At 63.8% G+C, this 21,633-nt stretch carries 23 protein-coding genes; 9 read left to right on the top strand and 14 right to left on the bottom strand.

The window, feature by feature from the left end; all coding sequences use genetic code 11:
- Positions 1-413: 413 nt before the first annotated feature.
- Positions 414-755 carry a hypothetical protein gene (locus tag ABID59_RS02765; protein WP_354082366.1) on the top strand — a complete coding sequence of 114 codons (342 nt, stop codon included), beginning with the start codon at positions 414-416 and terminating at the stop codon, positions 753-755.
- Positions 756-1,099: 344 nt separating this feature from the next.
- Positions 1,100-1,777 (top strand): AAA family ATPase, encoded by a 678-nt coding sequence (locus tag ABID59_RS02760; protein ID WP_148751612.1) that lies wholly within the window; start codon positions 1,100-1,102, stop codon positions 1,775-1,777.
- 75 nt (positions 1,778-1,852) lie between these two features.
- Here the strand turns inward: ABID59_RS02760 and ABID59_RS02755 are convergent, their stop codons facing one another.
- The 5 genes from ABID59_RS02755 to trxB all read right to left on the bottom strand — a co-directional run bounded on the left by ABID59_RS02755 (position 1,853) and on the right by trxB (position 5,655).
- A complete protein-coding gene (locus ABID59_RS02755) occupies positions 1,853-1,999 on the bottom strand; it encodes a hypothetical protein (protein ID WP_187434884.1) in 147 nt (48 codons plus the stop codon).
- 132 nt (positions 2,000-2,131) lie between these two features.
- Positions 2,132-2,278 (bottom strand): hypothetical protein, encoded by a 147-nt coding sequence (locus ABID59_RS02750; RefSeq protein ID WP_187434883.1) that lies wholly within the window; start codon positions 2,276-2,278, stop codon positions 2,132-2,134.
- 105 nt (positions 2,279-2,383) lie between these two features.
- Positions 2,384-3,313, bottom strand: a complete 930-nt coding sequence (locus tag ABID59_RS02745) for a 4-hydroxy-tetrahydrodipicolinate synthase family protein (RefSeq protein ID WP_354082365.1) — start codon at positions 3,311-3,313, stop codon at positions 2,384-2,386.
- 447 nt (positions 3,314-3,760) lie between these two features.
- On the bottom strand, positions 3,761-4,684 hold the full coding sequence (locus ABID59_RS02740; RefSeq protein ID WP_007614700.1) for a LysR family transcriptional regulator: 924 nt from the start codon (positions 4,682-4,684) through the stop codon (positions 3,761-3,763).
- Between the two features lie 5 nt (positions 4,685-4,689).
- Positions 4,690-5,655, bottom strand: coding sequence for a thioredoxin-disulfide reductase (gene trxB / locus ABID59_RS02735; RefSeq protein WP_354082364.1), 966 nt, complete (start codon positions 5,653-5,655; stop codon positions 4,690-4,692).
- 267 nt (positions 5,656-5,922) lie between these two features.
- Here trxB and ABID59_RS02730 point away from each other — a divergent pair, with 267 nt between their 5' ends.
- Positions 5,923-6,402 (top strand): Lrp/AsnC family transcriptional regulator, encoded by a 480-nt coding sequence (locus ABID59_RS02730; RefSeq protein WP_148751598.1) that lies wholly within the window; start codon positions 5,923-5,925, stop codon positions 6,400-6,402.
- A 123-nt stretch (positions 6,403-6,525) separates the two neighbouring features.
- On the opposite strand, the gene greA is transcribed toward ABID59_RS02730, so the two are convergent.
- The 3 genes from greA to ABID59_RS02715 all read right to left on the bottom strand — a co-directional run bounded on the left by greA (position 6,526) and on the right by ABID59_RS02715 (position 11,988).
- Positions 6,526-6,999, bottom strand: a complete 474-nt coding sequence (gene greA, locus ABID59_RS02725) for a transcription elongation factor GreA (RefSeq protein ID WP_027534300.1) — start codon at positions 6,997-6,999, stop codon at positions 6,526-6,528.
- Between the two features lie 211 nt (positions 7,000-7,210).
- A complete protein-coding gene (carB, locus tag ABID59_RS02720) occupies positions 7,211-10,675 on the bottom strand; it encodes a carbamoyl-phosphate synthase large subunit (protein ID WP_354082363.1) in 3,465 nt (1,154 codons plus the stop codon).
- Between the two features lie 143 nt (positions 10,676-10,818).
- Positions 10,819-11,988 carry an MFS transporter gene (locus ABID59_RS02715; protein WP_354082362.1) on the bottom strand — a complete coding sequence of 390 codons (1,170 nt, stop codon included), beginning with the start codon at positions 11,986-11,988 and terminating at the stop codon, positions 10,819-10,821.
- A gap of 114 nt (positions 11,989-12,102) precedes the next feature.
- On the opposite strand from ABID59_RS02715, the gene ABID59_RS02710 reads away from it, so the two are divergent.
- The gene (locus tag ABID59_RS02710) at positions 12,103-12,474 is read left to right on the top strand and encodes an ArsR/SmtB family transcription factor (RefSeq protein WP_354082361.1); all 372 of its coding nucleotides are present in this window, start codon (positions 12,103-12,105) and stop codon (positions 12,472-12,474) included.
- Between the two features lie 273 nt (positions 12,475-12,747).
- Here ABID59_RS02710 and ABID59_RS02705 read toward each other — a convergent pair whose 3' ends face one another.
- Positions 12,748-13,449, bottom strand: coding sequence for a class I SAM-dependent methyltransferase (locus ABID59_RS02705; RefSeq protein WP_354035518.1), 702 nt, complete (start codon positions 13,447-13,449; stop codon positions 12,748-12,750).
- A gap of 103 nt (positions 13,450-13,552) precedes the next feature.
- On the opposite strand from ABID59_RS02705, the gene ABID59_RS02700 reads away from it, so the two are divergent.
- On the top strand, positions 13,553-14,077 hold the full coding sequence (locus tag ABID59_RS02700) for a Dps family protein (protein ID WP_148751593.1): 525 nt from the start codon (positions 13,553-13,555) through the stop codon (positions 14,075-14,077).
- A 130-nt stretch (positions 14,078-14,207) separates the two neighbouring features.
- Here the strand turns inward: ABID59_RS02700 and ABID59_RS02695 are convergent, their stop codons facing one another.
- The gene (locus ABID59_RS02695) at positions 14,208-14,729 is read right to left on the bottom strand and encodes a cupin domain-containing protein (protein WP_354035521.1); all 522 of its coding nucleotides are present in this window, start codon (positions 14,727-14,729) and stop codon (positions 14,208-14,210) included.
- A gap of 212 nt (positions 14,730-14,941) precedes the next feature.
- Complete coding sequence (carA, locus tag ABID59_RS02690) at positions 14,942-16,132, bottom strand: glutamine-hydrolyzing carbamoyl-phosphate synthase small subunit (RefSeq protein WP_148751591.1); 1,191 nt, start codon at positions 16,130-16,132, stop codon at positions 14,942-14,944.
- Between the two features lie 225 nt (positions 16,133-16,357).
- Between carA and ABID59_RS02685 the strand changes: the two genes are divergently transcribed.
- Positions 16,358-16,813 carry a GatB/YqeY domain-containing protein gene (locus tag ABID59_RS02685; protein ID WP_354082360.1) on the top strand — a complete coding sequence of 152 codons (456 nt, stop codon included), beginning with the start codon at positions 16,358-16,360 and terminating at the stop codon, positions 16,811-16,813.
- A gap of 123 nt (positions 16,814-16,936) precedes the next feature.
- Positions 16,937-18,076 carry an epoxide hydrolase family protein gene (locus tag ABID59_RS02680; protein WP_354082359.1) on the top strand — a complete coding sequence of 380 codons (1,140 nt, stop codon included), beginning with the start codon at positions 16,937-16,939 and terminating at the stop codon, positions 18,074-18,076.
- A gap of 93 nt (positions 18,077-18,169) precedes the next feature.
- On the opposite strand, the gene ABID59_RS02675 is transcribed toward ABID59_RS02680, so the two are convergent.
- The 3 genes from ABID59_RS02675 to ABID59_RS02665 are packed head-to-tail and all read right to left on the bottom strand — an operon-like array spanning position 18,170 to position 19,456.
- On the bottom strand, positions 18,170-18,682 hold the full coding sequence (locus tag ABID59_RS02675) for an SRPBCC family protein (protein ID WP_354082358.1): 513 nt from the start codon (positions 18,680-18,682) through the stop codon (positions 18,170-18,172).
- Complete coding sequence (locus ABID59_RS02670; protein WP_354082357.1) at positions 18,679-19,149, bottom strand: SRPBCC family protein; 471 nt, start codon at positions 19,147-19,149, stop codon at positions 18,679-18,681. Before ABID59_RS02670 ends, ABID59_RS02675 begins: the two co-directional genes overlap by 4 nt.
- Positions 19,142-19,456 (bottom strand): ArsR/SmtB family transcription factor, encoded by a 315-nt coding sequence (locus ABID59_RS02665; RefSeq protein WP_008544842.1) that lies wholly within the window; start codon positions 19,454-19,456, stop codon positions 19,142-19,144. Before ABID59_RS02665 ends, ABID59_RS02670 begins: the two co-directional genes overlap by 8 nt.
- Before the next feature lie 147 nt (positions 19,457-19,603).
- On the opposite strand from ABID59_RS02665, the gene ABID59_RS02660 reads away from it, so the two are divergent.
- Positions 19,604-21,049: an LVIVD repeat-containing protein gene (locus ABID59_RS02660; RefSeq protein ID WP_354082356.1), complete on the top strand. Its 1,446-nt coding sequence runs from the start codon at positions 19,604-19,606 to the stop codon at positions 21,047-21,049.
- 2 nt (positions 21,050-21,051) lie between these two features.
- On the top strand, positions 21,052-21,600 hold the full coding sequence (locus tag ABID59_RS02655; protein WP_354082355.1) for a hypothetical protein: 549 nt from the start codon (positions 21,052-21,054) through the stop codon (positions 21,598-21,600).
- The last annotated feature ends 33 nt before the right edge of the window (positions 21,601-21,633 follow it).

Raw genomic sequence — 21,633 nt, 5'->3', positions numbered from 1 at the left:
CACGCAGCTCTCGATCCTGCCATCATGCCGGTGTTTTGCCCGACGTGTCAAAGGAAATTCGTAAAATCCGCAAGGCGCGAGAATTCGCGAGATGGCTGAGGGCCCTGGCTACTGTGCATGGGGTTGTTTTGCGGTTTGGCCGGACGTCGCCTCGCACACAACTGTCGTCCCCCGCGAAGGCGGGGGATCCAGTACGCCGCGCCCTCTCAGGGAACGTCGGGCGTCTCTGGAATACTGGATCGCCCGGTCCTGATGCGCAATTGCGCATAAGGCCGGGCGATGACAGCGGAGAAGATGGCCGGAGGCCTCCCTGTTGCCGAGAGCGCACAGCGCCCGGGTTTCGCCTCGCCCCTCGTTGCCAACCAACGCCCGTTCACCCACTATCTCCCTGACTCGACATTTTGGGGGGATCGATGCCGGTATCTCGCTTCAGGACATCCTTGGCTGCTGCAACCTTCGCCCTCGCGCTCGGCGTTCTGGCCCTGCCGGGCACAGGCTTCGCCTACACGCCGGAGCAGCAGCAGGCCTGCACGCCCGATGCAATGAACCTGTGCGGCGAGTTCATCCCGAACGTCGATGCCATCACCGCCTGCATGATCCGGAAGAAGTCCCAGCTGTCGCCGCAATGCGCGGTGTTCTTCCGCCGCGGGCCGGAGCCGGGCGAGGTTCGCGCCGGTCAGCCTACCAACATCAAGCCCGTCGTGGCGAGGAAGACCAAGCCGAAGGCCAAGAGGAAAAAGACCGCCGACGGCTAGGCGTGCGCCAGCTTTGCGACAGCCACCGGACTCGTTTTGTTCGCGCGGCGTGCCGCGAGCCTGCAGCGGTTGCGGCCCGCTCGGTGAACAAAAGCCGCGCGAGGATTTGCGCGGCAAAGTTGTAGTCTTGTCTTTCCCGCGCAATTGCCTGGAAAACATGCGGTTGCCGGCGTGAACAGCCATTCGTGACGGTTCGTGTCTGTCGTCGCACACAGCAGTGTGACTCAAAAGCCAACACGTCTTGTTATTTCGTGGCGGCGACGCCACTCCCGATAAATTTTTCTTTCACGAATCAGCGCGGTGATTCATTTTCGTGGCCTGGGGTCAATCTGGAGGCCAGAGGTATGAACGTTATTGTTTTTGCATCGCGTAAAGGCGGCTCGGGCAAGAGTACCCTGGCCGCACATCTCGCTGCGCAGATCAAGCAGAGCAAGCAGGTGATGCTTGTGGACGCGGATCCGCAAGGCTCGCTCACGCTGTGGCACAAGCTGCGTGGCACCAACGAGCCGCCGATCAAGGCGGCCGTGAACTCGGTCAGCGGCATCGTCTCCGCTGCCAAGCGCGACGGCTATGAGTGGGTGTTGATCGACACGCCGCCGAATCTCTCGGCCGTGGTCGACGACGCGATCAAGAACGCGACGATGGTGGTCATCCCGGCACGTCCCGGTGTGTTCGACGTCAACGCGGTGCAGGAAACCATCCAGATGTGCCGCGCGGCGCGCAAGCCCTACGCGGTCGTGCTCAACGGCGCTCCGGCGCGTCGCGACGAGTCCGAAAGCCCGATCGTCACCATCGCCCGCGAGGCGCTGGCCAAGTTCCGCGCTCCGGTGTGGGGCGGCCAGATCACCAATCGTTCGGATTTGTTGATGGCACTCAGCCACGGCGAAGGCGCGCGTGAGTATCAGGCCGAGAGCCGTGCAGCTCAGGAAATTGCAAGGCTGTGGGCGGCGATCGAGCGTTCAGTGAAAGCCATTCGCGGCACGGCGTCGGCGTCCGGCGCAATGCACAAGCAGGCGGCATAATTTCATCAATCATTTCCCCGGACGACAAACGCGCGGCGCTCCGCGCGTTTTGCGTTCGTGGGGTGAGGATGAAGGCTAAGCCACCATCAGCATGTAGAACACGATGACCGGCGACAGCGTCAGGATCACCGACCAGATGCCGACGGCCCAGATGATGTCCTCGGTGGAAAAGCCCTGCTGTCCGGCGCCGTAATGCGACGCCGCATCATTCTGATTGTTCAAGATCGCCCCCGCGATTTCTTCGCTTATGGGCCGAACGATACGCAGGATGTTTTAAGATTCCGGCTCGCAGCCGCGCTCGCATTTTGAGCGCATTTGTGACCTCGGCTTAACCATGCAAGCGGTCTCTCGTGATCAGGCGAGCCAGACCCGAAACAGCAGCACCGGCATCAGGCCGAGCATCACCGCCCAGAAGCCGAACGACGACACCACCAAAATTCCCTGCAAAAGATCGGCAGGCGCGAAGATTTCCGCCGCGGTCGGGCGAACGCGTTGCCCCATGGTCATTCCCCCTATTTGAAGACTTTGCGGGGGAACGATAGGCGGCATTGCGTAAACGAGGCGTGGATGCGCCATGCCGCAGCTGCGAAGGGAGTTGGTGCGCGGTTAACCACAGGCGGTGCTCTCTCGCGCCGCGACTTTCATCCGCCGCTCGATCTCGCGATCGAGTTGGGCGGCGAGCTCGCTGCTCACCTCCACCATCGGCAGGCGGACCTCGGGGCTGTCGATCAGGCCGCTTCGCCACAGCCAGTACTTCGACGGCGCCGGGCTCGGTTCGGTGAAGAGCAGCCGCGTCAGCTCGGCTACCTCCTGCCAGCGCGCCTCTGCCGCATCCGCGTTGCCAAGCTTCAGCTCGGCATGCACGGCTGCGAAGGTTGCGGTCTCGATATGGGCTGACAGCAAAATGCCGCCATCGGCGCCGTCGCTGAGCGCCTCAAAATAGTTCGCGTCCTCGCCGGTCAGCACGCGAAAGCCCTTCGGCCTGTCGCGCAGCAGCGCGATCGACTGCTCGCGGCTTGCGCCGCAATCCTTCAGCCCGATGATGTTGGGATGCTCGGCGAGCCGCAGCAGCGTCTGGTTGGTGATGCCGACGGCGCAGCGATACGGAATGTTGTAGAGCGCGAGCGGCCAGGCGGCGTGATCGGCCAGCGCCTCGAAATGCGCGAGGATGCCGCGCTGCGACGGCCGGACGTAATAGGGGCTCGCGATCAGATAGAAATCGATCGGCCAGTCCGCGGTCTCATCCAGCCGCTCCTTCATCCGCGAGGTGTCCGCGCCCGAAAGGCCAAGGCCAATCGGCAACGTCCGGCGGCCGGCCGCCATCTCGTCGCGCACGACGGCGACGAGGCGCTCGAGCTCGGCGTCGCGCAGCGTCATGCCTTCGCCCGAGGTCGCGCCCAGGATGATGCCATCGATCGCCTGCGTGCAGTAGTGCCGCGTCAGCCGCCGCAGCGATGTCTCGTCGAGGCGACTGTTCCGAAACGGCGTCACCAGCGGCAGCCAGAGTCCATGCATATGGGTTCGCAAATCGGTCATGTTCTTCTCTCCTTCTCGGGAAAAACCTGAGACGGAGGGCACATGAAAAAACCCCGTCCAGGCGGCGGGGTTTTCGGGATTTGGCTCGCGATGACGAAGTCAGCCTAGCGCGCGCAAAAATCCGAGGTCCCCGAATGGGGGCCTTTTTTCGAGACGATTGCGCACGACTTCGTGATCATTTGGAAATGATGCGGGGTATGCCTAAGACTGTCAATACACGCGGAAGGCGAAAGCCGAATTGGGCAGAAAAAAAGCCGGACCCGAAGGCCCGGCTTAGGTATTGGCCACGTGAGGCCGACACAATCACCTTCCAAGAGGGATTACTGAACTCCCGCGCCACTGGAGGAGGGGGACAAATGCGCAACGCGAAGGCTCAGCGTCCAACTAGTATGGGCTCGACGAGCGGCATGCAGCAACAGCCGGAGCCGCATGTCAGACATGCGGAAATCAGGACGGCCAGCGCTGCGCCTTGCTCACCACGAAGTCGCGGAACACCTGCACACGCGCGACCGTCTTCAGCTCTTCCGGATAGACGAAATACGTATCGAGCTGGATCGAATCCGATTCGCCGAACAGCTGTACGAGGCGGCTCTGTTCTTCGATCAGGTAATCCGGCAGCGCCGCGATACCGAGGCCCTGCTGACAGGCGCGCACCAGGCCGAGGATGTTGTTGACCCTGAAATAGGCCTCGCGCGGACCCGAGCCGTTGCGCCCGGCTTCGACCAGCCAGTTGCGGTTCTGCAGATGCGGCGCGAAGTTGCCGTCTGACAGCGTGATGATGCGATGGGAGTCGAGCTCCTCCAGCGTCCGCGGCGTGCCGAAGCGCTTGATGTAATCCGGCGAGCAATAGGCGTGGAAGCCCATCGCGAAAAGCTTGCGCTGGATGAGATCCGGCTGCGTCGGCTTGCGGGTGCGGATCGCGACGTCGGCCTCGCGCATCGACAGATCCAGCTCCTCGTCGGTGACGATCAGCGAGATCCGGATCTCCGGATAGAGCGCGGTGAATTCGCCGAGCCGCGGGATCAGCCAGTTGATGCCGACGCCGGGCGTGGTGGTGATCTTGAGATCGCCGCTCGGCCGCTCGCGGCTGTCGGTCAGTTTCGCGCGCGCCGCCTGCAGCTGCATGAACACGTCATGCGCGGTGCGGAACAGGAGGTCGCCCTGCTCGGTCAGGATCAGGCCGCGGGCGTGGCGGTGGAACAGCGAGACCGAGAGCTCCTGCTCCAGCGCCGAGACCTGGCGTGACACCGCCGATTGCGACAGGCCGAGCTGCTCGCCCGCATGCGTGAAGCTGCCCGCTTCTGCCGCCGCGTGAAACACCTTCAGCTTGTCCCAGTCCATGTCCGTAAATCCGTCGCGTGTTCGTGCCATGATCGTTATTCCGCTGCCGCGCGCTCGCTGGCGCGCAGGGCCAAGAAACGTTCGGCCTCGAGAGCTGCCATGCAGCCGAGGCCGGCGGCCGTCACGGCCTGGCGATAGGTTTCGTCAGCGACGTCGCCGGCGGCGAACAGGCCGGGCACGGAGGTCGCGGTCGAGTTCGGGGCCACCTCGACATAGCCTGACGGTTTCAGCTTGATCTGGCCTTTCACGAGCTCCGTCGCCGGCGCGTGACCGATGGCGATGAAGACGCCGTCGGTCTTCACGTCCGAAAGCGCGCCGGTCTTGACGTTCTTCAGGCGCACATGGGTGACCTTGTGCGGGTTCTCGGTGCCGCAGATCTCGTCGACGGCGGAGTCCCAGATCACCTTGATCTTCGGGTGCTTGAACAGGCGCTCCTGCAGGATGCGCTCGGCGCGGAAGTGATCGCGGCGGTGCACGATGGTGACCTGCGAGGCATGGTTGGTCAGGTACAGGGCCTCCTCGACCGCGGTATTGCCGCCGCCGACCACCACAACGTCCTTGTTGCGGTAGAAGAAGCCGTCGCAGGTGGCGCAGGCCGACACACCGCCGCCCTGGAATTTCGCCTCGGAGGGCAGCCCGAGCCAGCGCGCTTGCGCGCCGGTGGCGAGGATCACGGATTCGGCGAAATAGACGTCGCCCGAGTCGCAGGTCAGGCGAAACGGCCGCTGCCCGGTCTCCAGTTTGGTGACGAGGTCGGTGACGATCCTGGTGCCGACATGGACTGCCTGCTTCTCCATCTGTTCCATCAGCCAGGGGCCCTGGATCACGTCGGCGAAGCCGGGATAGTTCTCGACATCGGTGGTGATGGTGAGCTGGCCGCCCGGCTGGATGCCCTGGATCAGGATCGGCTCGAGCATCGCGCGCGCGGCGTAGATCGCCGCGGTGTAGCCGGCGGGGCCGGAGCCAATGATGACGACCTTTGCATGGACAGGGGCGGACATATTCACGGACGCCTTTCACCGGGGGATTGCAGCGCGGGCGCGGAACGTGCCGGGAGGCCTCGCGGAGGCGCTGAAATATCAGAGCTAATCTAAGCCTTCTGATGAGCTATGCAAGAATTGCATTCCCAATCGGCGGATTTTTCCAACAAGGAACAAAAGTCGGTTGGGTGAACGCGCAATAAAATTGCGCAAACGGGCGGGGCTGGGCTATGAGGATGGGCATCAGACCCACCCGATACCGCCATAAAGGCCAGGAGTTCCAATCACGTGTCGCGGAACCTAGACGAGATCGACCTCAAAATTCTCGCCGAGATCCAGGCCGACGGTCGAATCACCAATGTCGAGCTCGCCAAACGGGTCGGCATTTCGCCCCCGCCCTGCCTGCGCCGGGTCCGGGCGCTGGAGGAGGAGGGCTATATCCACGGCTACCGCGGGCTGCTGGATGCACAAAAGCTCGGCTTCGACGTCACGGTGTTTGCCGCCGTGCACCTCTCCAGCCAGGCGGAAGCCGATTTGCGCGCTTTCGAGGAATTCGTGCGCGCCGAGCCGCTGGTGCGGGAGTGCTGGATGCTGTCGGGCGAGGTCGATTTCATCCTGAAATGCGTGGCTCCGGACATGGCGACCTTCCAGGATTTCGTGACGCACCTGACAGCCGCGCCCCATGTTCGCAATGTGCGGACGTCGCTGGTGCTGCATAATTCGAAATACGAGGCGGCCGTGCCGCTGGACGTGAAGGGAAGACGGTAGCACCTCCTCCGCAACGACGCGTGTGGAGCGGGCAAGCCTGCCTCACAGCAGCAACACGACGAAACAAAAGGCCGCGCAAATCGCGCGACCTTTTCGAAACGTAGTGCGCGCAACGGCAGATCCTTACCGCCACTCCACCTTGGTGATCTCATACGCCTTGGCGCCGCCGGGGGCGTTGACCTCGACGGTCGAGCCCTTCTTCTTGCCGATCAGCGCGCGCGCCAGCGGCGAGGTGATAGAGATGCGGCCCTTCTTGGCGTCGGCCTCGACCTCGCCGACGATCTGCCACACCGCCTTCTTCTCGGTGTCCTCGTCGACCAGCGTCACCGTGGCGCCGAATTTGATGGTGTCGCCGGAGAGCTTGGAAATATCGATGATGTCGGCGCGCGCGAGCTTGTCCTCAAGCTCGGCGATGCGGCCTTCATTGTGAGACTGCTCTTCCTTCGCAGCATGATATTCCGCGTTCTCGGAGAGGTCGCCGTGCGAACGCGCCTCGGCGATATGCTCGATGATGCGCGGACGGTCCTCGGACTGGCGCTTCTTCAATTCTTCCCCGAGCGCGGCAAAGCCGCCCGCAGTCATCGGAACCTTTTCCATCTCTTCTCTCGTTCTTCGGACCCGCGCCCCACAAGAACGGTGGGCGCGGCAACCTTGATTCGTCGGTATTTCCGGGGCTGAAAACGCCGCCGCCGGAACGTTATGTGGGTCTGGCGCCGGAACAGAACAACCACATGGCCGGACAGTTCCCCCGGCCATTGTGGCTTCATCGCCAATCACTTAGCGAGAGGCTTGGCCCTCTCGCTCGCGATCAGGTTTCCGAAAAGTAGCTCTGCAGGGTACGAACCTCAAGGTCTCCGCCAAGGTAGGCGCGGATGCCCTGCGCAGCCGCCACGGCCCCGGAAAGAGTGGTGTAATACGGCACTTTATGCAAGAGGGCCGCGCGCCGCAGCGATCGGCTGTCGGCGAGCGCCTGCGGGCCCTCGGTGGTGTTGAAGACGAGCTGGACATCGCCATTGGTGATGGCGTCGACGATGTGCGGCCGCCCCTCCAGCACCTTGTTCACCTTTTCGGTCGGGATGCCCTCATCGGTCAGGAAGCGTGCCGTGCCCGAGGTCGCCAGCACCTTGAAGCCGAGCGAATGCAATTCGCGAACGGCATCGGCGATGCGCGTCTTGTCGCTCTCGCGCACCGAGACGAACACCGTGCCCTTGCGCGGCACCCGTGTGCCGCCGCCGAGCTGGCTCTTGGCGAATGCCACCGCGAAGGAGCGGTCGATGCCCATGACCTCGCCGGTCGAGCGCATCTCCGGACCGAGCACGGTGTCGACGCCGGGGAAGCGGGCGAACGGAAATACCGATTCCTTCACGCCGACATGCTTGAAGTCGGCCTTCTTCAGCTTGAAGTCGGCAAGCTTCTCGCCGGCCATGATGCGCGCGGCGATCTTCGCGACCGGCGTGCCGACCACCTTGGCGACGAACGGCACCGTGCGCGAAGCGCGCGGATTGACTTCGAGCACGTAGATCTCGCTGTCCTTGATCGCGTATTGCACGTTCATCAGGCCGATGACGTCGAGGCCGAGCGCGAGCTCGCGGGTCTGCCGCTCCAGCTCCTCGATCATCCTGGCGTCGAGCGAGTGCGGCGGTAGCGAGCAGGCACTATCGCCGGAATGGATGCCGGCTTCCTCGATATGCTCCATGATGCCGACGATGAAGGTGTCCTTGCCGTCGCAGAGGCAGTCGACGTCGATCTCGGTGGCATCGGACAGATAGCGGTCGAACAGCAGCGGGTTCTTGCCGAGCACGGTGTTGATCTGCCCGGTCTTGTCGTTCGGGTAGCGCGCCTTGACGTCGGCTGGCACCAGCTCTGGCAGGGTGCCGAGCAGATAGTCGCTGAGCTGGTTGTCCTCGCGGATGATCTGCATCGCGCGGCCGCCGAGCACGTAGGACGGGCGCACCACCAGCGGCAGGCCGAGATCGGTCGCGACGAGGCGGGCCTGCTCTACCGAATAGGCGATACCGTTCTTCGGCTGCTTCAGCCGCAGCTTGTCGAGCACGCGCTTGAAGCGGTCGCGGTCTTCGGCAAGATCGATGGCGTCGGGCGAGGTGCCGAGGATCGGCACTTCGGCGGCTTCCAGCGCCCGCGCGAGCTTGAGCGGGGTCTGGCCGCCGAACTGCACGATCACGCCGTGCAGCGTGCCGTTGCTGCGCTCCTTCGCGATGATCTCCAGCACGTCCTCGGCGGTGAGCGGCTCGAAGTAGAGCCGGTCGGCGGTGTCGTAGTCGGTCGACACCGTCTCCGGGTTGCAATTGACCATGATGGATTCGTAGCCGGCGTCATGCAGCGCGAAGCAGGCGTGACAGCAGCAATAGTCGAACTCGATGCCCTGGCCGATGCGGTTCGGGCCGCCGCCGAGAATGATGACCTTCTTCTTGTCCGATGGCATGCTCTCGTCGGCAACGCTGCCTGCAAACGGCGACTCGTAGGTCGAGTACATGTAGGCGGTGGGCGAGGCGAATTCGGCCGCGCACGTGTCGATGCGCTTGTAGACCGGACGGACTCCGAGTGCGTGACGCTTCGCCGTGAGCTCGGCCTCCGTCGTCTCGGCGAGCACCGCAAGACGCGCGTCTGAAAAGCCCATCGCCTTGAGCGTACGCATGCCGAAGGCATTGCCGGGCAGGCCGTGCTTCCTGACCTTCTGCTCCATGTCGACGATGCCGCGCATCTCGCCGAGGAACCACGGATCGATCTTGCAGGAGTTGAAGATGTCCTCGTTCGACCAGCCGAGCCGCATAGCCTGCGCGACCTGGAGAATGCGGTTCGGCGTCGGCGTGCCGAGCGCGGCGCGGATCGCATTCTTGTCGTCGTCACGACCGAGACCTTCGATCTCGATCTCGTCGAGGCCGGTCAACCCGGTCTCGAGCCCGCGCAGCGCCTTCTGCAGGCTCTCCTGAAAGGTGCGGCCGATCGCCATGACCTCGCCGACCGACTTCATCGAAGTCGTCAGCGTGGAGGAGGCGCCGGGGAATTTCTCGAAGGCGAAACGCGGGATCTTGGTCACCACGTAATCGATCGTCGGCTCGAACGAAGCCGGCGTCGCGCCGCCGGTGATGTCGTTGGCGATTTCGTCGAGCGTGTAGCCGATAGCGAGCTTGGCCGCGACTTTGGCGATCGGGAAGCCGGTGGCCTTGGAGGCCAGCGCCGACGACCGCGATACGCGCGGATTCATCTCGATCACGACCATGCGGCCGTCTTCGGGATTGACGCCGAACTGCACGTTGGAGCCGCCGGTCTCGACGCCGATCTCGCGCAGCACCGCCAGCGAGGCGTCGCGCATGATCTGGTATTCCTTGTCCGTCAGCGTCAGCGCCGGAGCGACCGTGATGGAGTCGCCGGTGTGCACGCCCATCGGATCGAAATTCTCGATCGAGCAGACGATGATGCAATTGTCCTTCTTGTCGCGCACCACCTCCATCTCGAACTCTTTCCAGCCGAGGACGGATTCCTCGATCAGGACTTCGTTGGTGGGGGACGCGTCAAGGCCGCGCTCGATGATGTCGAGGAACTCCTCCTTGTTGTAGGCGATGCCGCCGCCGGTGCCGCCCATGGTGAAGGAGGGACGGATGATCGCGGGCAGGCCGATCTCGGACAGCGCCATCATGGCCTGGCCGAAGGCATATTCCTGGTAACGCTTGCGGCGATCGCCTTCGCCGAGCGTCCATTGGCGGTCGAGCTCTTCGAGCGCCGCGCCCGACAGCTTCTCGCGTTCGGCGTGGTATTTGTCGCGGAACGACTTCTTCAGCTCGGACGCATTGGCGAGGCGCGATTTCGGCGTCTCCAGCCCGATCTTGGTCATGGCTTCGCGGAACAGCTGGCGGTCCTCCGCCTTGTCGATGGCATCAGCGGTCGCGCCGATCATCTCGATGTCGAACTTGTCCAGCGTGCCCTGCCGGCGCAGCGACAGCGCGCAGTTCAGCGCGGTCTGCCCGCCCATGGTCGGCAGCAACGCGAAGCCACCGGGGATGACGTGACGTTCCTTCTCGATGATTTTTGCGACGATCTCGGGCGTGATCGGCTCGATGTAGGTCGCATCCGCCAATTCCGGATCGGTCATGATCGTGGCCGGATTGGAATTGACGAGAACGATGCGATAGCCCTCTTCCTTCAGCGTCTTCACCGCCTGCGTGCCCGAATAATCGAACTCACAGGCCTGGCCGATCACGATGGGACCGGCGCCGATGATCAGGATGGTCGAGATGTCGGTTCGTTTAGGCATCACCGCTCGCGGGCTGGAATTCGGGCACAAAAAAAGGGCGCGCTTGCCGCGCGTCCCCTTGTGCGAGAGCGCGGGGTCGTCCCTCGCGCGCGGACGGGTCTTAGACCAGTTTTCGGGGCGGCGAAACCCCGAAAAACGCCCCATCAACCGGCAATTTTGACGGGTTTCGGCCGCGCCTGCCAGCCACGGGCGAGATGCACCAGAAGCGCGGCCGCAACGCTCGTGCCGCCGATCCAGCCGAGGTCGTTTGGCGAGAGGGTGGCCAGCACGGCGCCGCCCAGGGCCCCGCCGATGGCGAAGCCCAGATACATGGCGGAAGCGTTGAGCGAGAGTGCGATCATCGAGGCCTGCGGCTCGACCCGGATGATGCTGGCGATCTGGGCCGGATAGAACGCCCAGCCCGAGAGACCCCAGAGGAAGATCGCGCCCAGCACCGCGTAATGCGCCTGTCCGGGCATCAGTTTCAGGACCAGCGAATGCAGGATCAGCGCGCTCGCCATGCCGGCGAGACCGAGGGCTGCGGTCGCGAGCGTGCCGAGCCGGTCGGCCAGGATGCCGCCGAGCATGTTGCCGATCGCAGCCGCGCCGCCGAACACCAGCAGTGCCAGGCTGATCTGTGAAGCGTCGAAGCCGAGGCCGCGCAGCGGGACCGCGAAATAGGTGAACACGGTGAAGCCGCCCAGCGCCCATAAAATCGTGATCACCAGCGCGATCAATACATTGCTGTGACGTGCCACCGCGAGCCTTTCGCTAAGCGAGGCCGTGTTGCGCGGCAGGCCGCGAGGCAGGCCGAGCAGAAGGCCGGCGAGCGCAACAGCGCCGATCATTGCGACCATGGCGAAGGTCGCGCGCCAGCCGAGCAGGCTGCCGACGAGATTGCCGAGGGGCACGCCGATGACGGTCGCGACCGTGAGGCCGGAGGTGACCAGCGCAACAGCGCGACCGCGCCGTTCCGGCGAGGCGACGGCGACCGAGACGGCGAGCGCCGTCGGCATGCAAAGTCCTGAGCCCAACGCCATCAGCATGCGCGAGGCCAGCAGTAAGCCGTAGTTGGATGCCACCATCGCCGCGAGGTTTCCAGCGATGAAGGTCAGGAGCGCGAGCGCCAGCACGGTGCGGCGGTCGATATTGTTCAGCGTCACCGCCAGGATCGGCGACCCCACGGCATAGGTGAGCGCATAGGCGGTGACCAGTTGGCCGGCGGCCGAGACCGAAATCGAGAGGTCGCTGGCGATCGACGGCAAAAGCCCAGCAATGACAAAGCCTTCGGTGCCGATCGCAAAGGCCCCCAGGGCCAGCCAGAACACGCTCATTGCAAACAAACCCTTATGTTCAACGTTTATTGAACTATCGAAGACGCCGACCTGAAAGTCAATTGGTTCAAGAACTATTGAACATTTCGCCCGCATCGCTATGATTCCCGGACCATGAGCCGCACGCCTCCCCACCCCACCCGCGAGCAGATCGAGCTGCCCCTGGTTCTGGATTGTCTGAGCGATCCGATCCGGTTGGCGATCGTGTATCAGCTTGCCCAGCAGGAACCTGTCAGCAGCGAGCTTCGCTGCGGCGACTTCAACGGCCTCTCCGGCAAGTCGAATCTCACCTATCACTTCGCAAGGCTGCGCGATTGCGGGCTGATGCAGACGCGCGTGGCGGGCACGAACCGCTTCGTACGGCTGCGTCGCGAGGATCTCGAGGCACGCTTTCCCGGCCTGCTCGACGCCGTACTCAACTCGGCGGCCAAGGACGCGGACAGGCTTCAGCTTGTCGCAGAGTGCGACGTGGTCAAGGCGGATTGAGGTTTTGGGCGGAAGCGCGCGATTTGTCCGTCGCGCCATGTCCGGCTTCGCCCTTCGGGCTTCTCCGCGGCAGCCTTCGCCGCGATAGGGCTTGCCGAGCCCAAGCTGGCGGAGCCAGCGAGGGCTGGAGGCCCGGCCTGGATTTGAACCAGGATGAAGAGCGATGCACTGCTCTCGCGTAGACGCTTCCGCCACCGGGCCACGGCGATCATTGCCGATCGAGTTACGACAAGCCACCTCAGGTGATCGTTATGCTTAACGCACCCGGGAAGCTTAACGCACCAAAGGCGGCCGCGCGATAAACGTCATGCGCCAGCGGTTGTGGCCGATATTGGCGCTGGCACGCTGGCTGGCGAAGCCCGCCGCCTTCAGCCTGGCCGCGATCTCGTCCTCGCTGTAGCGCTTGAGCCCGACGCGCGCGCGCAGATGACGGTAATCTGACAGCGCGGTGCTGACCAACCCGACCAGCGCGTCCTTGAGGAAGCCGTGACGCAGGCCGAAGGACAGCAGCGCCGCCACGTCTCGCCCCATGCCGACATGCGGCTGGAGGATATCGCCGAGCACCAGCTTGCCGGACGGTTTCAGGATGCGCCTGACATTGAGGAGCGCGGCATCGAGCTCCTCGGCCGTCATGTATTGCGCGACCGAGTTCATCACGACGAGGTCGATGGACTGATCCGGCATCTTGCGGACGTCGTCGAGCGAGCGGACGCGGATCTTGGTGTTCGGCGCAAACCGCGCGATCAATCGGCCGCGCACGCCGGGCGCGGGCTCGGCCAGGATCAGCTGGCCGCAGGCAGCCGCCACCTGGCCCGCCGACAGCGCCTCGCCGCAGGCATAGTCCAGCACGGTCGCCTCGGGCGAGGTGATGTAGCCGATGATGTCCCGCGCGATGATCTGGAAGTGCAAATCGCGATGCAGCTTGCTGACATAGATCGTATGCGTCGAGTCGTAATAATCGATCCAATCGTCCATGTGTCCCGCCCAGCGGTTCCTGTCCAGGAACCGCGCTACTCGCCTTGCGTTAGGGGTGCGACGGCGTGCCGTCAATGTCCGCGTCCTAACAGGAAGGTTTCCCGTGAGCAAAGTCCCCAGCAAGGTTTCTCCCGACCTCGACACCCCCACCGATCTGTCGCCCCAGGCGGTCAACAAGGTCTCGGAGGCGCTCAACGTGCTTCTGGCCGATGCGTTCGCGCTGTACCTCAAGACCAAGAATTTTCACTGGCACATCAGTGGCCGGCACTTCCGCGACTATCATCTGCTGCTCGACGAGCAGTCGGACCAGATTTTTGCCACCACGGACCAGCTCGCCGAGCGCGTTCGTAAGATCGGCGGCACCACGGTGAAGTCGATCGGCCAGATCGCAAAGCTACAGACCATCAAGGACAACAACGAGGACTACGTCCCGCCACGCGAAATGCTGCGCGAGCTGATGCAGGACAACAAGCATGTCGCGGCTTCGATGCGCAAAGCGCACGAGGTCTGCGACGACGCTGGCGACGTCGCCAGCGCCAGCATCCTCGAAGTCTTCATCGACGAGACCGAGCGCCGCACCTGGTTCCTGTTCGAAGCCACCCGCCAGGAAGGCGGCAACGAGGCGTAGGCGAAGGGCACGCTGCGTAGGCTGGGCAAAGGCGCGCTCTTCGCGCGCCGTGCCCACCGTCTATCCGTGCGGCATACATTGATTGGTGGGCACGCTTCGCTTTGCCCACCCTACCGCACCATTGTTGTGGCTACCGCCACAGCCGCATCAATGCGCCGTGCTTGCCCGTCACGGGATCGGCCGGCGGCTGCGCGACGTTTGGAATCGTCTTCAGCGCCTTAGCGTGATTCTCCGGCGTGGCCCGCGTGACCTCCATCTGTGAGCCCGGCGGATAGGCGCCGATCACGCAGAAATCACCGCTCGCGTTGATGCACTGATGTCCGGTGCCGGCCGGCAGGATCGCGACATCGCCGGCCTTGATATCGAGCTCCTGGCCGTGATCGCCACCGAAGCGAACGCGGGCATGGCCGCGCGCGACACCGAGCACCTCATGCACCGTCGCGTGGTAGTGCAGGTAATCGTAGACGCCGTTGCGCCACGTGCCGCCCCAATCGTTGGTTTCGAACAGGTTTTCGATGGTCTCCTCGGGGCGCTTCGGATCGAGCGTCACCGCGCCCTGGTAGACCAGGAACGGGAGGATGTTGTTCGGCACCAGCCCGTCATCCTCGAACACGATGGCGAGCGGTTCGGCAGAGTCGCGGACGACGGACATGGCAGGGCTCCTGCTACACGAAGGTGCCGTGACAACATTGAAGCGGGAGGAGGCGTTCCTCCAAAGGTCTCGTGTCCCGGACGCGATGCAGCGCGTAGCGCTGCTTCGCAGAGCCGGGACCCAAAACGCCGGCATGGGCCCCGATTCAGCAGTGCATCACGCCGCCGAGAGCGGCGCACTGCACTGCGCCCGGGGCACGAGAGTGATAACGCCTATGCGCTCTTCTTCTGCCGCATCAGATCGGCAAAGCGCTGGAAGAGGTAGTGCGAGTCGCGCGGACCCGGCGAAGCCTCGGGATGGTACTGCACCGAGAACACCGGCCTGCCGTCGAGCTGGATGCCGCAATTGGATCCGTCGAACAGCGAGATGTGGGTCTGCGTTGCACCCTTCGGCAGCGTGTTCTCGTCCACCGCAAAACCGTGGTTCATCGAGGTGATCTCGACCTTGCCGGTGGTCTCGTCCTTCACGGGATGATTGGCGCCGTGATGGCCCTGATGCATCTTCCTGGTCTTCGCGCCGACGGCGAGGCCGAGCATCTGGTGGCCGAGGCAGATTCCGAAGGTCGGCGTGCCCGACTTGATCACGTCCTGGATCACAGGCACGGCGTATTTGCCGGTCGCGGCCGGATCACCCGGACCATTCGACAGGAACACGCCGTCCGGCTTCATCGCCAGAATGTCTTCAGATGAAGTCGTTGCCGGTACCACCGTCACCTTGCAGCCGACGCCGGCGAGCAGGCGCAAAATGTTGCGTTTGATGCCGTAGTCGATGGCGACGACGTTGAACTCGGGCTTGTCCTGGCGGCCAAAACCCTTGTCCCACAGCCAGGGCGTCTCGTCCCAGGTGAAGCGCTGGCCGGAGGTGACCATCGGCACGAGGTCCATGCCCTCGAGGCCGGGCCATTCGCGCGCTTCTTCCTTCAGCCCATGCAAATCGAACTCGCCGTTCCTGGCATGTGCGATCACGGCGTTAGGCATGCCCTTGCTGCGGATCAGCGCAGTCAACGCGCGGGTGTCGATGCCGGAAAGGCCGATGATGCCGCGCGCCTTCAGCCACTGGTCGAGATGCTTGGTGGCGCGGTAATTCGAGGGGTCGGTGATCGCGGTGCGCAGGATCACGCCGCGCGCGCCGGGCGTCGCGGCCATGTTCACCGTCTCGATGTCTTCCTCGTTGGTACCGACGTTGCCGATATGCGGGAAGGTGAAGGTGATGAGCTGGCCGGCATAGGAGGGATCGGTGAGGATCTCTTCATAGCCGGTCATCGCGGTGTTGAAGCAGACCTCACCGACGGCGTGGCCTTCGGCGCCGAGACCAAAGCCTTCGAGCACCGTGCCATCGGCGAGCACAAGGAGCGCGGTCGGTTTATGGTCCGGCCAGGCGGTATCGTTTTCATGTTGTGTCATGAGCCCGCTTCATAAGCCCCCCGCGCGCGCCCGTCAAAGCGGGAAACGGCGGATTCACATGCGTTTTTGCATATTTGACAGGTCCCCTCAGGTACTCAAAGCTGGAACGGGTAATTTTTGCGCAGTTTCGGCAGCCAGTTCGGGAACAATGAACCGTGGGCCCGGTATGGCCTCTTTCCCGCAAACGGCCTAGATCAGGCGCAACGGATTGAAGGGATCACGGTCATGCTGCGCGACGACATCAACAATGCGGTCAAGGAGGCCATGAAGGCCAAGGACGAGCGCAAGCTCTCCACGCTGCGCATGGTCAACTCGACCATCAAGAACGCCGACATCGAGGCGCGCGGGCACGGCAAGCCGCCGCTATCGGATGCCGATCTGCTCGGCGTCTTCCAGAAGATGATCAAGCAGCGCCAGGAATCGGTCGAGCTCTACGACAAGGGCGGCCGCGCCGAGCTCGCCGCACAGGAGCGCGAGGAGATCGCGGTGATCTCGGCCTACTTGCCGAAGCAGATGTCGGACGACGAGGTGAAGAAGGCGATCGCGAACGCCATCACCGAGACCGGTGCCGCCGGCATGAAGGACATGGGCAAGGTGATCGCGGCGTTGCGGGCGAAGTACGCCGGGCAAATGGATTTCGGCAAGGCCAGCGGCCTGGTGAAGGCGGCGCTGTCGGGCTGAGACCGTCATTCCGGGGCGCGCGTAAGCGCGAGCCCGGAATCCATCGGGCCGCCGATTCCGTTGATCAGTGGATTCCGGGCTCGCACCAAGAGGCGCGCCCCGGAATGACAAGGGAGGCAACCGATGACCGCCGCGATCAAGCCGTTCCGCATCGCCATCAGTGACGACATCCTCGCCGACCTCAAATCACGCCTCGCACGCACGCGCTGGCCGGAGGCGGAGCTGGTTGATGACTGGAGCCAGGGCGCGCCGCTGAAATGGATCCGGGAGATCTGCGCCTATTGGGCTGACGGCTACGACTGGCGCGCGCGTGAAGCAAAACTCAACCGCTTCGATCAGTTCACCACCGAGATCGACGGGCTCGACATCCACTTCCTGCATGTGCGCTCCAAGGAGCCGTCCGCGCTGCCGCTGATCATCACCCATGGCTGGCCCGGCTCGATCGTCGAATTCCATAAGGTGATCGCGCCGTTGGTCGATCCGGTGGCGCATGGCGGCAATCCTGCCGATGCATTTCACGTGATCTGCCCGTCGCTGCCGGGCTTTGGCTTCTCGGGCAAGCCGACCGCCACCGGCTGGGGTGTCGACCGCATCGCCGCGACCTGGGCCAAGTTGATGGACCGGTTGGGTTACACGCGTTACGGCGCGCAAGGCGGCGACTGGGGCTCGGCGGTCACGACCTCGCTCGGCGGGCAGGACGCGGAGCATTGCGCCGGCATCCACATCACGCTCGCCTTCAACGCGGCGCCGAAGGTCGAGGGCGAGCCGACGGCGGAAGAGAAGCGTGCGCTTGCGGGGCTCAAGCACTATGTCGATCTCGATTCCGGCTATTCCAAGCAGCAATCGACGCGACCGCAGACGCTCGGCTACGGCCTGACGGACTCGCCGAGCGGGCAGGCGGCCTGGATCCTGGAAAAATTCTGGGCCTGGACTGATTGCGACGGCCACCCCGAAAACATTTTTGACAAGGACGAGCTGCTCGACAACGTCATGCTCTATTGGACGACCGAGACGGCGACGTCGTCCGCACGGCTCTATTGGGAGAGCTTTGGCAAGCGCCGGACGACGCCCAAAGTGACCGTGCCGACCGGTGTGGCGGTGTTTCCCAAGGAGATCATCACGCCGGTGCGGCGTTGGATGGAGCCGAACTTTCCAGACATCACGCATTGGAGCGAGATGGAGAAGGGCGGGCATTTCGCTGCGTTCGAGCAGCCGGAGCTGTTCGTGCGCGATGTCAGAAAATTCTTTGCGACGGTGCGCTGAGCCATGCTGACCCCCGCGAAGGCGGGGGCCCATATCCCCAGGGAGAAGTTGTCACGCTCGACTGGCAAACCGCGAGTCGTCGCCAAACATCTCCTACGGCGTCTTGATCCCCATCGCCTTCAACGCATCCAGCATCCGTTGCGGCGGCCCCATCTTGACCACGAGCGGCGTGCCGGTCTCGAGCATGCTCTTGAGGCTGGACAGGATCGCGGGCCAGCCCGAGCGGCCACCAGCAAGAATGTCGTCGCTGAGCGGCCGATCATGGCCCTCGCTCATGGTGAGCCGCACCGCGTCACCGACCTCTTCGATGTCGTAGGTGACGAGGGTTGGCCCGAGCTTCTCGATCAGATCGGGCCAGTTCACGTTGAACGTGACCGAGAGTTTTCTCGGCGGGTCATATGCGAGCACCTCGCCGCTGATGTGCAGGGCGCCGTCGGGCGTGCGCACGATGAACGCCCCGCCGAGCCGTGGCTCGACCTCCACGGCATTGCCGAAGAAATACCGCCGGCTGAACTCGGCCGAGGTCAGCGCCTCCCACACCTTCTCCGGCGTGGAGGCGATGTAGATGGTATAGACCGTCAGAGGCTTGAACTGATCGAGATTCATTTTGGGTCGAATCCCTTGTTGAGCGCCGCGCGCGTGACGTTGAGCAGCTTGCCGGTCTCCAGCAGGGTCTTGAGCTGGGACAGGATCGCGGGCCAGCCGCTGGAGACAGCACCGAGATATTTGCCGCCCTCGATGAAGCCGTCATGCAGCACCGTCAGCCGCGTGACTGAATCGAAGGGCTCGAGCGTAAAGAGCACCCGCGTGATCGGTTCGCCGCGCAGCTCTTCGAACTTCTGGTGCTTGAAGCTGTAGGACAGGCGCCGCGGCGCATCGGCCTCCAAAATCTCGCCGGAATCGGTGATTTCGCCGTCCAGCAGAAGCGCGAAAGGCGAGCCGACCTTCCAGTCCGACCGTACCTCGGCGCCGAACCAGTATTGCCTGGTGAACTCGCTCGACGTCAGCGCCTTCCACAACTTCTCCGGCGTGGTTTCGATATAGGTCACGTAGACGAATTGCGGCTTACTCATCGCGTTTCTCCAACTGACGTTTCAACTCGCTGAGCGCGGCGAGCTTGCCGCGCTCGAATTTCCTGATCCAGCGTTCGCCGATCTGGTGGATCGGCACCGGGTTGAGATAGTGCAGCTTCTCGCGGCCATGCCTGATGGTCGTGACCAGGTTGGCTTCTTCCAGAATGACAAGGTGCTTTGTCACGGCCTGACGCGTCATCGCGAGGCCCTCGCAAAGCTCGTTCAAGGTCTGGCCGTTCCTGGCGTGAAGCCTGTCCAGCAGCGACCGTCGTGACGCATCGGCGAGCGCTTTGAAGACCTCATCCATGGCGGCAATAATAGGCAACCAAATGGTTGCATGTCAAGAGCTCCGTCATTCCGGGGCGACGCGTCAGCGATGGTGTCTTTGGCGCCCGCAATTGGCTGTGCTAGCCTTGAATCCCAGCCAGCGCAGATTGGTTCCGGGAGGACTTTGATGTTCCGTTGCGTCTTGACTGCTGCCGCCCTTGTCCTTTTCGCCGGCAGCACGTTTGTTCACGCCCAGAAGCAGACCATCGGTGCGCCGCCCGAGGCGTCCAACATGAAGCTGGTGGGCGCCAATGATTTGCAGGCACGCAGCGCCTATCAGCCGACCATCCATCACCAGGGCGACCGCTGGATCGCCTATATCGGACACCACGGCGGCACTGACGACGTGCCGGCGCCCGTCAATCCGATGACGGGCCAGGCGGAGCCGAACGGCACCTCGATCGTCGATGTCACCGATCCCGCGCATCCCAAATATCTCAGGCATTTGCCTGGGCAGGAGGGCAAGTATGAATCCGGCGGCGCGCAGATGGTGCGGGTCTGCGACGGCAAGAGCTTGCCGAAGGGAGATCCGAACGCTGTCTACATGCTGCGCACCTTCGGCAGCGAGGCGCATGAGATCTGGAACGTTGCCGATCCCGCCAATCCCGCGCTGATCACGCGCATCGGCGGCTTGAAGGACACGCACAAGAGCTGGTGGGAATGCGACACCGGCATTGCCTATCTCGTCTCGGGCGCGCCGGACTGGCGCACACGGCGCATGACGCAGATCTATGATCTCTCTGATCCCGCCCATCCGCAAAAAATCCGCGACTTCGGCCTGCCCGGCCAGGAGCCCGGATCGACCGGCGCGGTGCCGACCGAGCTGCATGGGCCGATCTCGACCGGGCCGAATGGCAACCGCGTCTATTTCGGTTACGGCACCAACAAGGGCGGCATTTTGCAGATCGTCGATCGCGAGAAGCTTCTGAACGGGCCGAAGGAGCCGACGCCGGACAATCTGCGCCTTCCCGAGATCTCGCGGCTGCCGATGTCGGCGTTCAACGGCGCGCACACCACGTTTCCGATGCTCGACATGCCCATCGCCGAATTCGCCGAGGACAAGGACGGCAAGACCCGCGACATCGTCATGATCGTCGACGAGGCGATTTTGAACGAATGCGGCGAGGCGCGTCAGATGGTGTGGTTCGCCGACGTCACCACCGAAACGCGGCCGATGATGATCTCGAGCTACACCGTGCCGGAGGCGAGCGGGCAGTTCTGCCAGCGCGGCGGCCGCTTCGGCTCGCATTCCTCGAACGAGAGCATGGCGCCGGTCTACTACAAGAAGATGGCCTTCATCGCCTTCTTCAATGCCGGCGTGCGCGCGCTCGACATCCGCGATCCCTATCATCCCAGGGAAGTCGGCTATTTCATTCCTGCGATCACGCAGGCGACCGACAAGCGCTGCATTCCGGTCGAAGGCGGCGAGCGCTGCAAGGTCGCGATCCAGACCAACAATGTCGAGACTGACGACCGCGGCTACATCTACATCGTCGACCGCGCCAACACTGGCCTGCACATTCTCGAGCTGACCGGGCCGGCACGTGCCGCTGCCGGCCTGCCGAAGAACTGACGATGCGGCGCGCGGCGACGATCGCGCTTGCCCTTGCCGCACTCGGGATCGTGTCCGGCGTCGGGGTGTATCGGCTTGCGCGGCAGCCTGCACCGACATCGGCGCATTGGCGCGAGCTCGCCTGGCCGTTCCCGCGCGACGGTTGGCCTGCGGGCCGTGCGTTTCGCTGCGAGGGCGCTGGCTGCGACGGCGCCGAGCTCTATATCCGCGCCAAGCGCGGCTTCTGCAATTGCGATAGCGGCGTCGCCGATGACGACGAGGTCGATCGTGTTGCCGATATCGATCTGATCTCTCCGCGCTTTACCGCGACCGGGCCGGGCGAGGTGGTGCACGTCGGCGAGATGCGCGGTCGTGCGCGGCGCTATGATCTCGCGAGATATGACGGTACGAGCCACGCCGCGGTCGGCGTCGCCGTCTCGCGGCGCTGCGATCTCTTCGTTGCGGCGGCGCAGGGGCGGGGCGACGCCAACGCGATGCAGCATGCGGCGCTCGCATTGCTGGAGACGCAGGAGATGAAAGCGTGGCTGGTTGCGGCGCTGGACGGGAAGTAAGTGCCATGCATTAATACAAGCAAGCGCCCCCAG

Source organism: Bradyrhizobium sp. S3.3.6 (assembly GCF_040546905.1).
Classification (GTDB): domain Bacteria; phylum Pseudomonadota; class Alphaproteobacteria; order Rhizobiales; family Xanthobacteraceae; genus Bradyrhizobium; species Bradyrhizobium cytisi.
The sequence above is the reverse complement of the archived record's forward strand: the minus strand, read 5'-3'. Positions and strand labels throughout refer to the sequence as shown.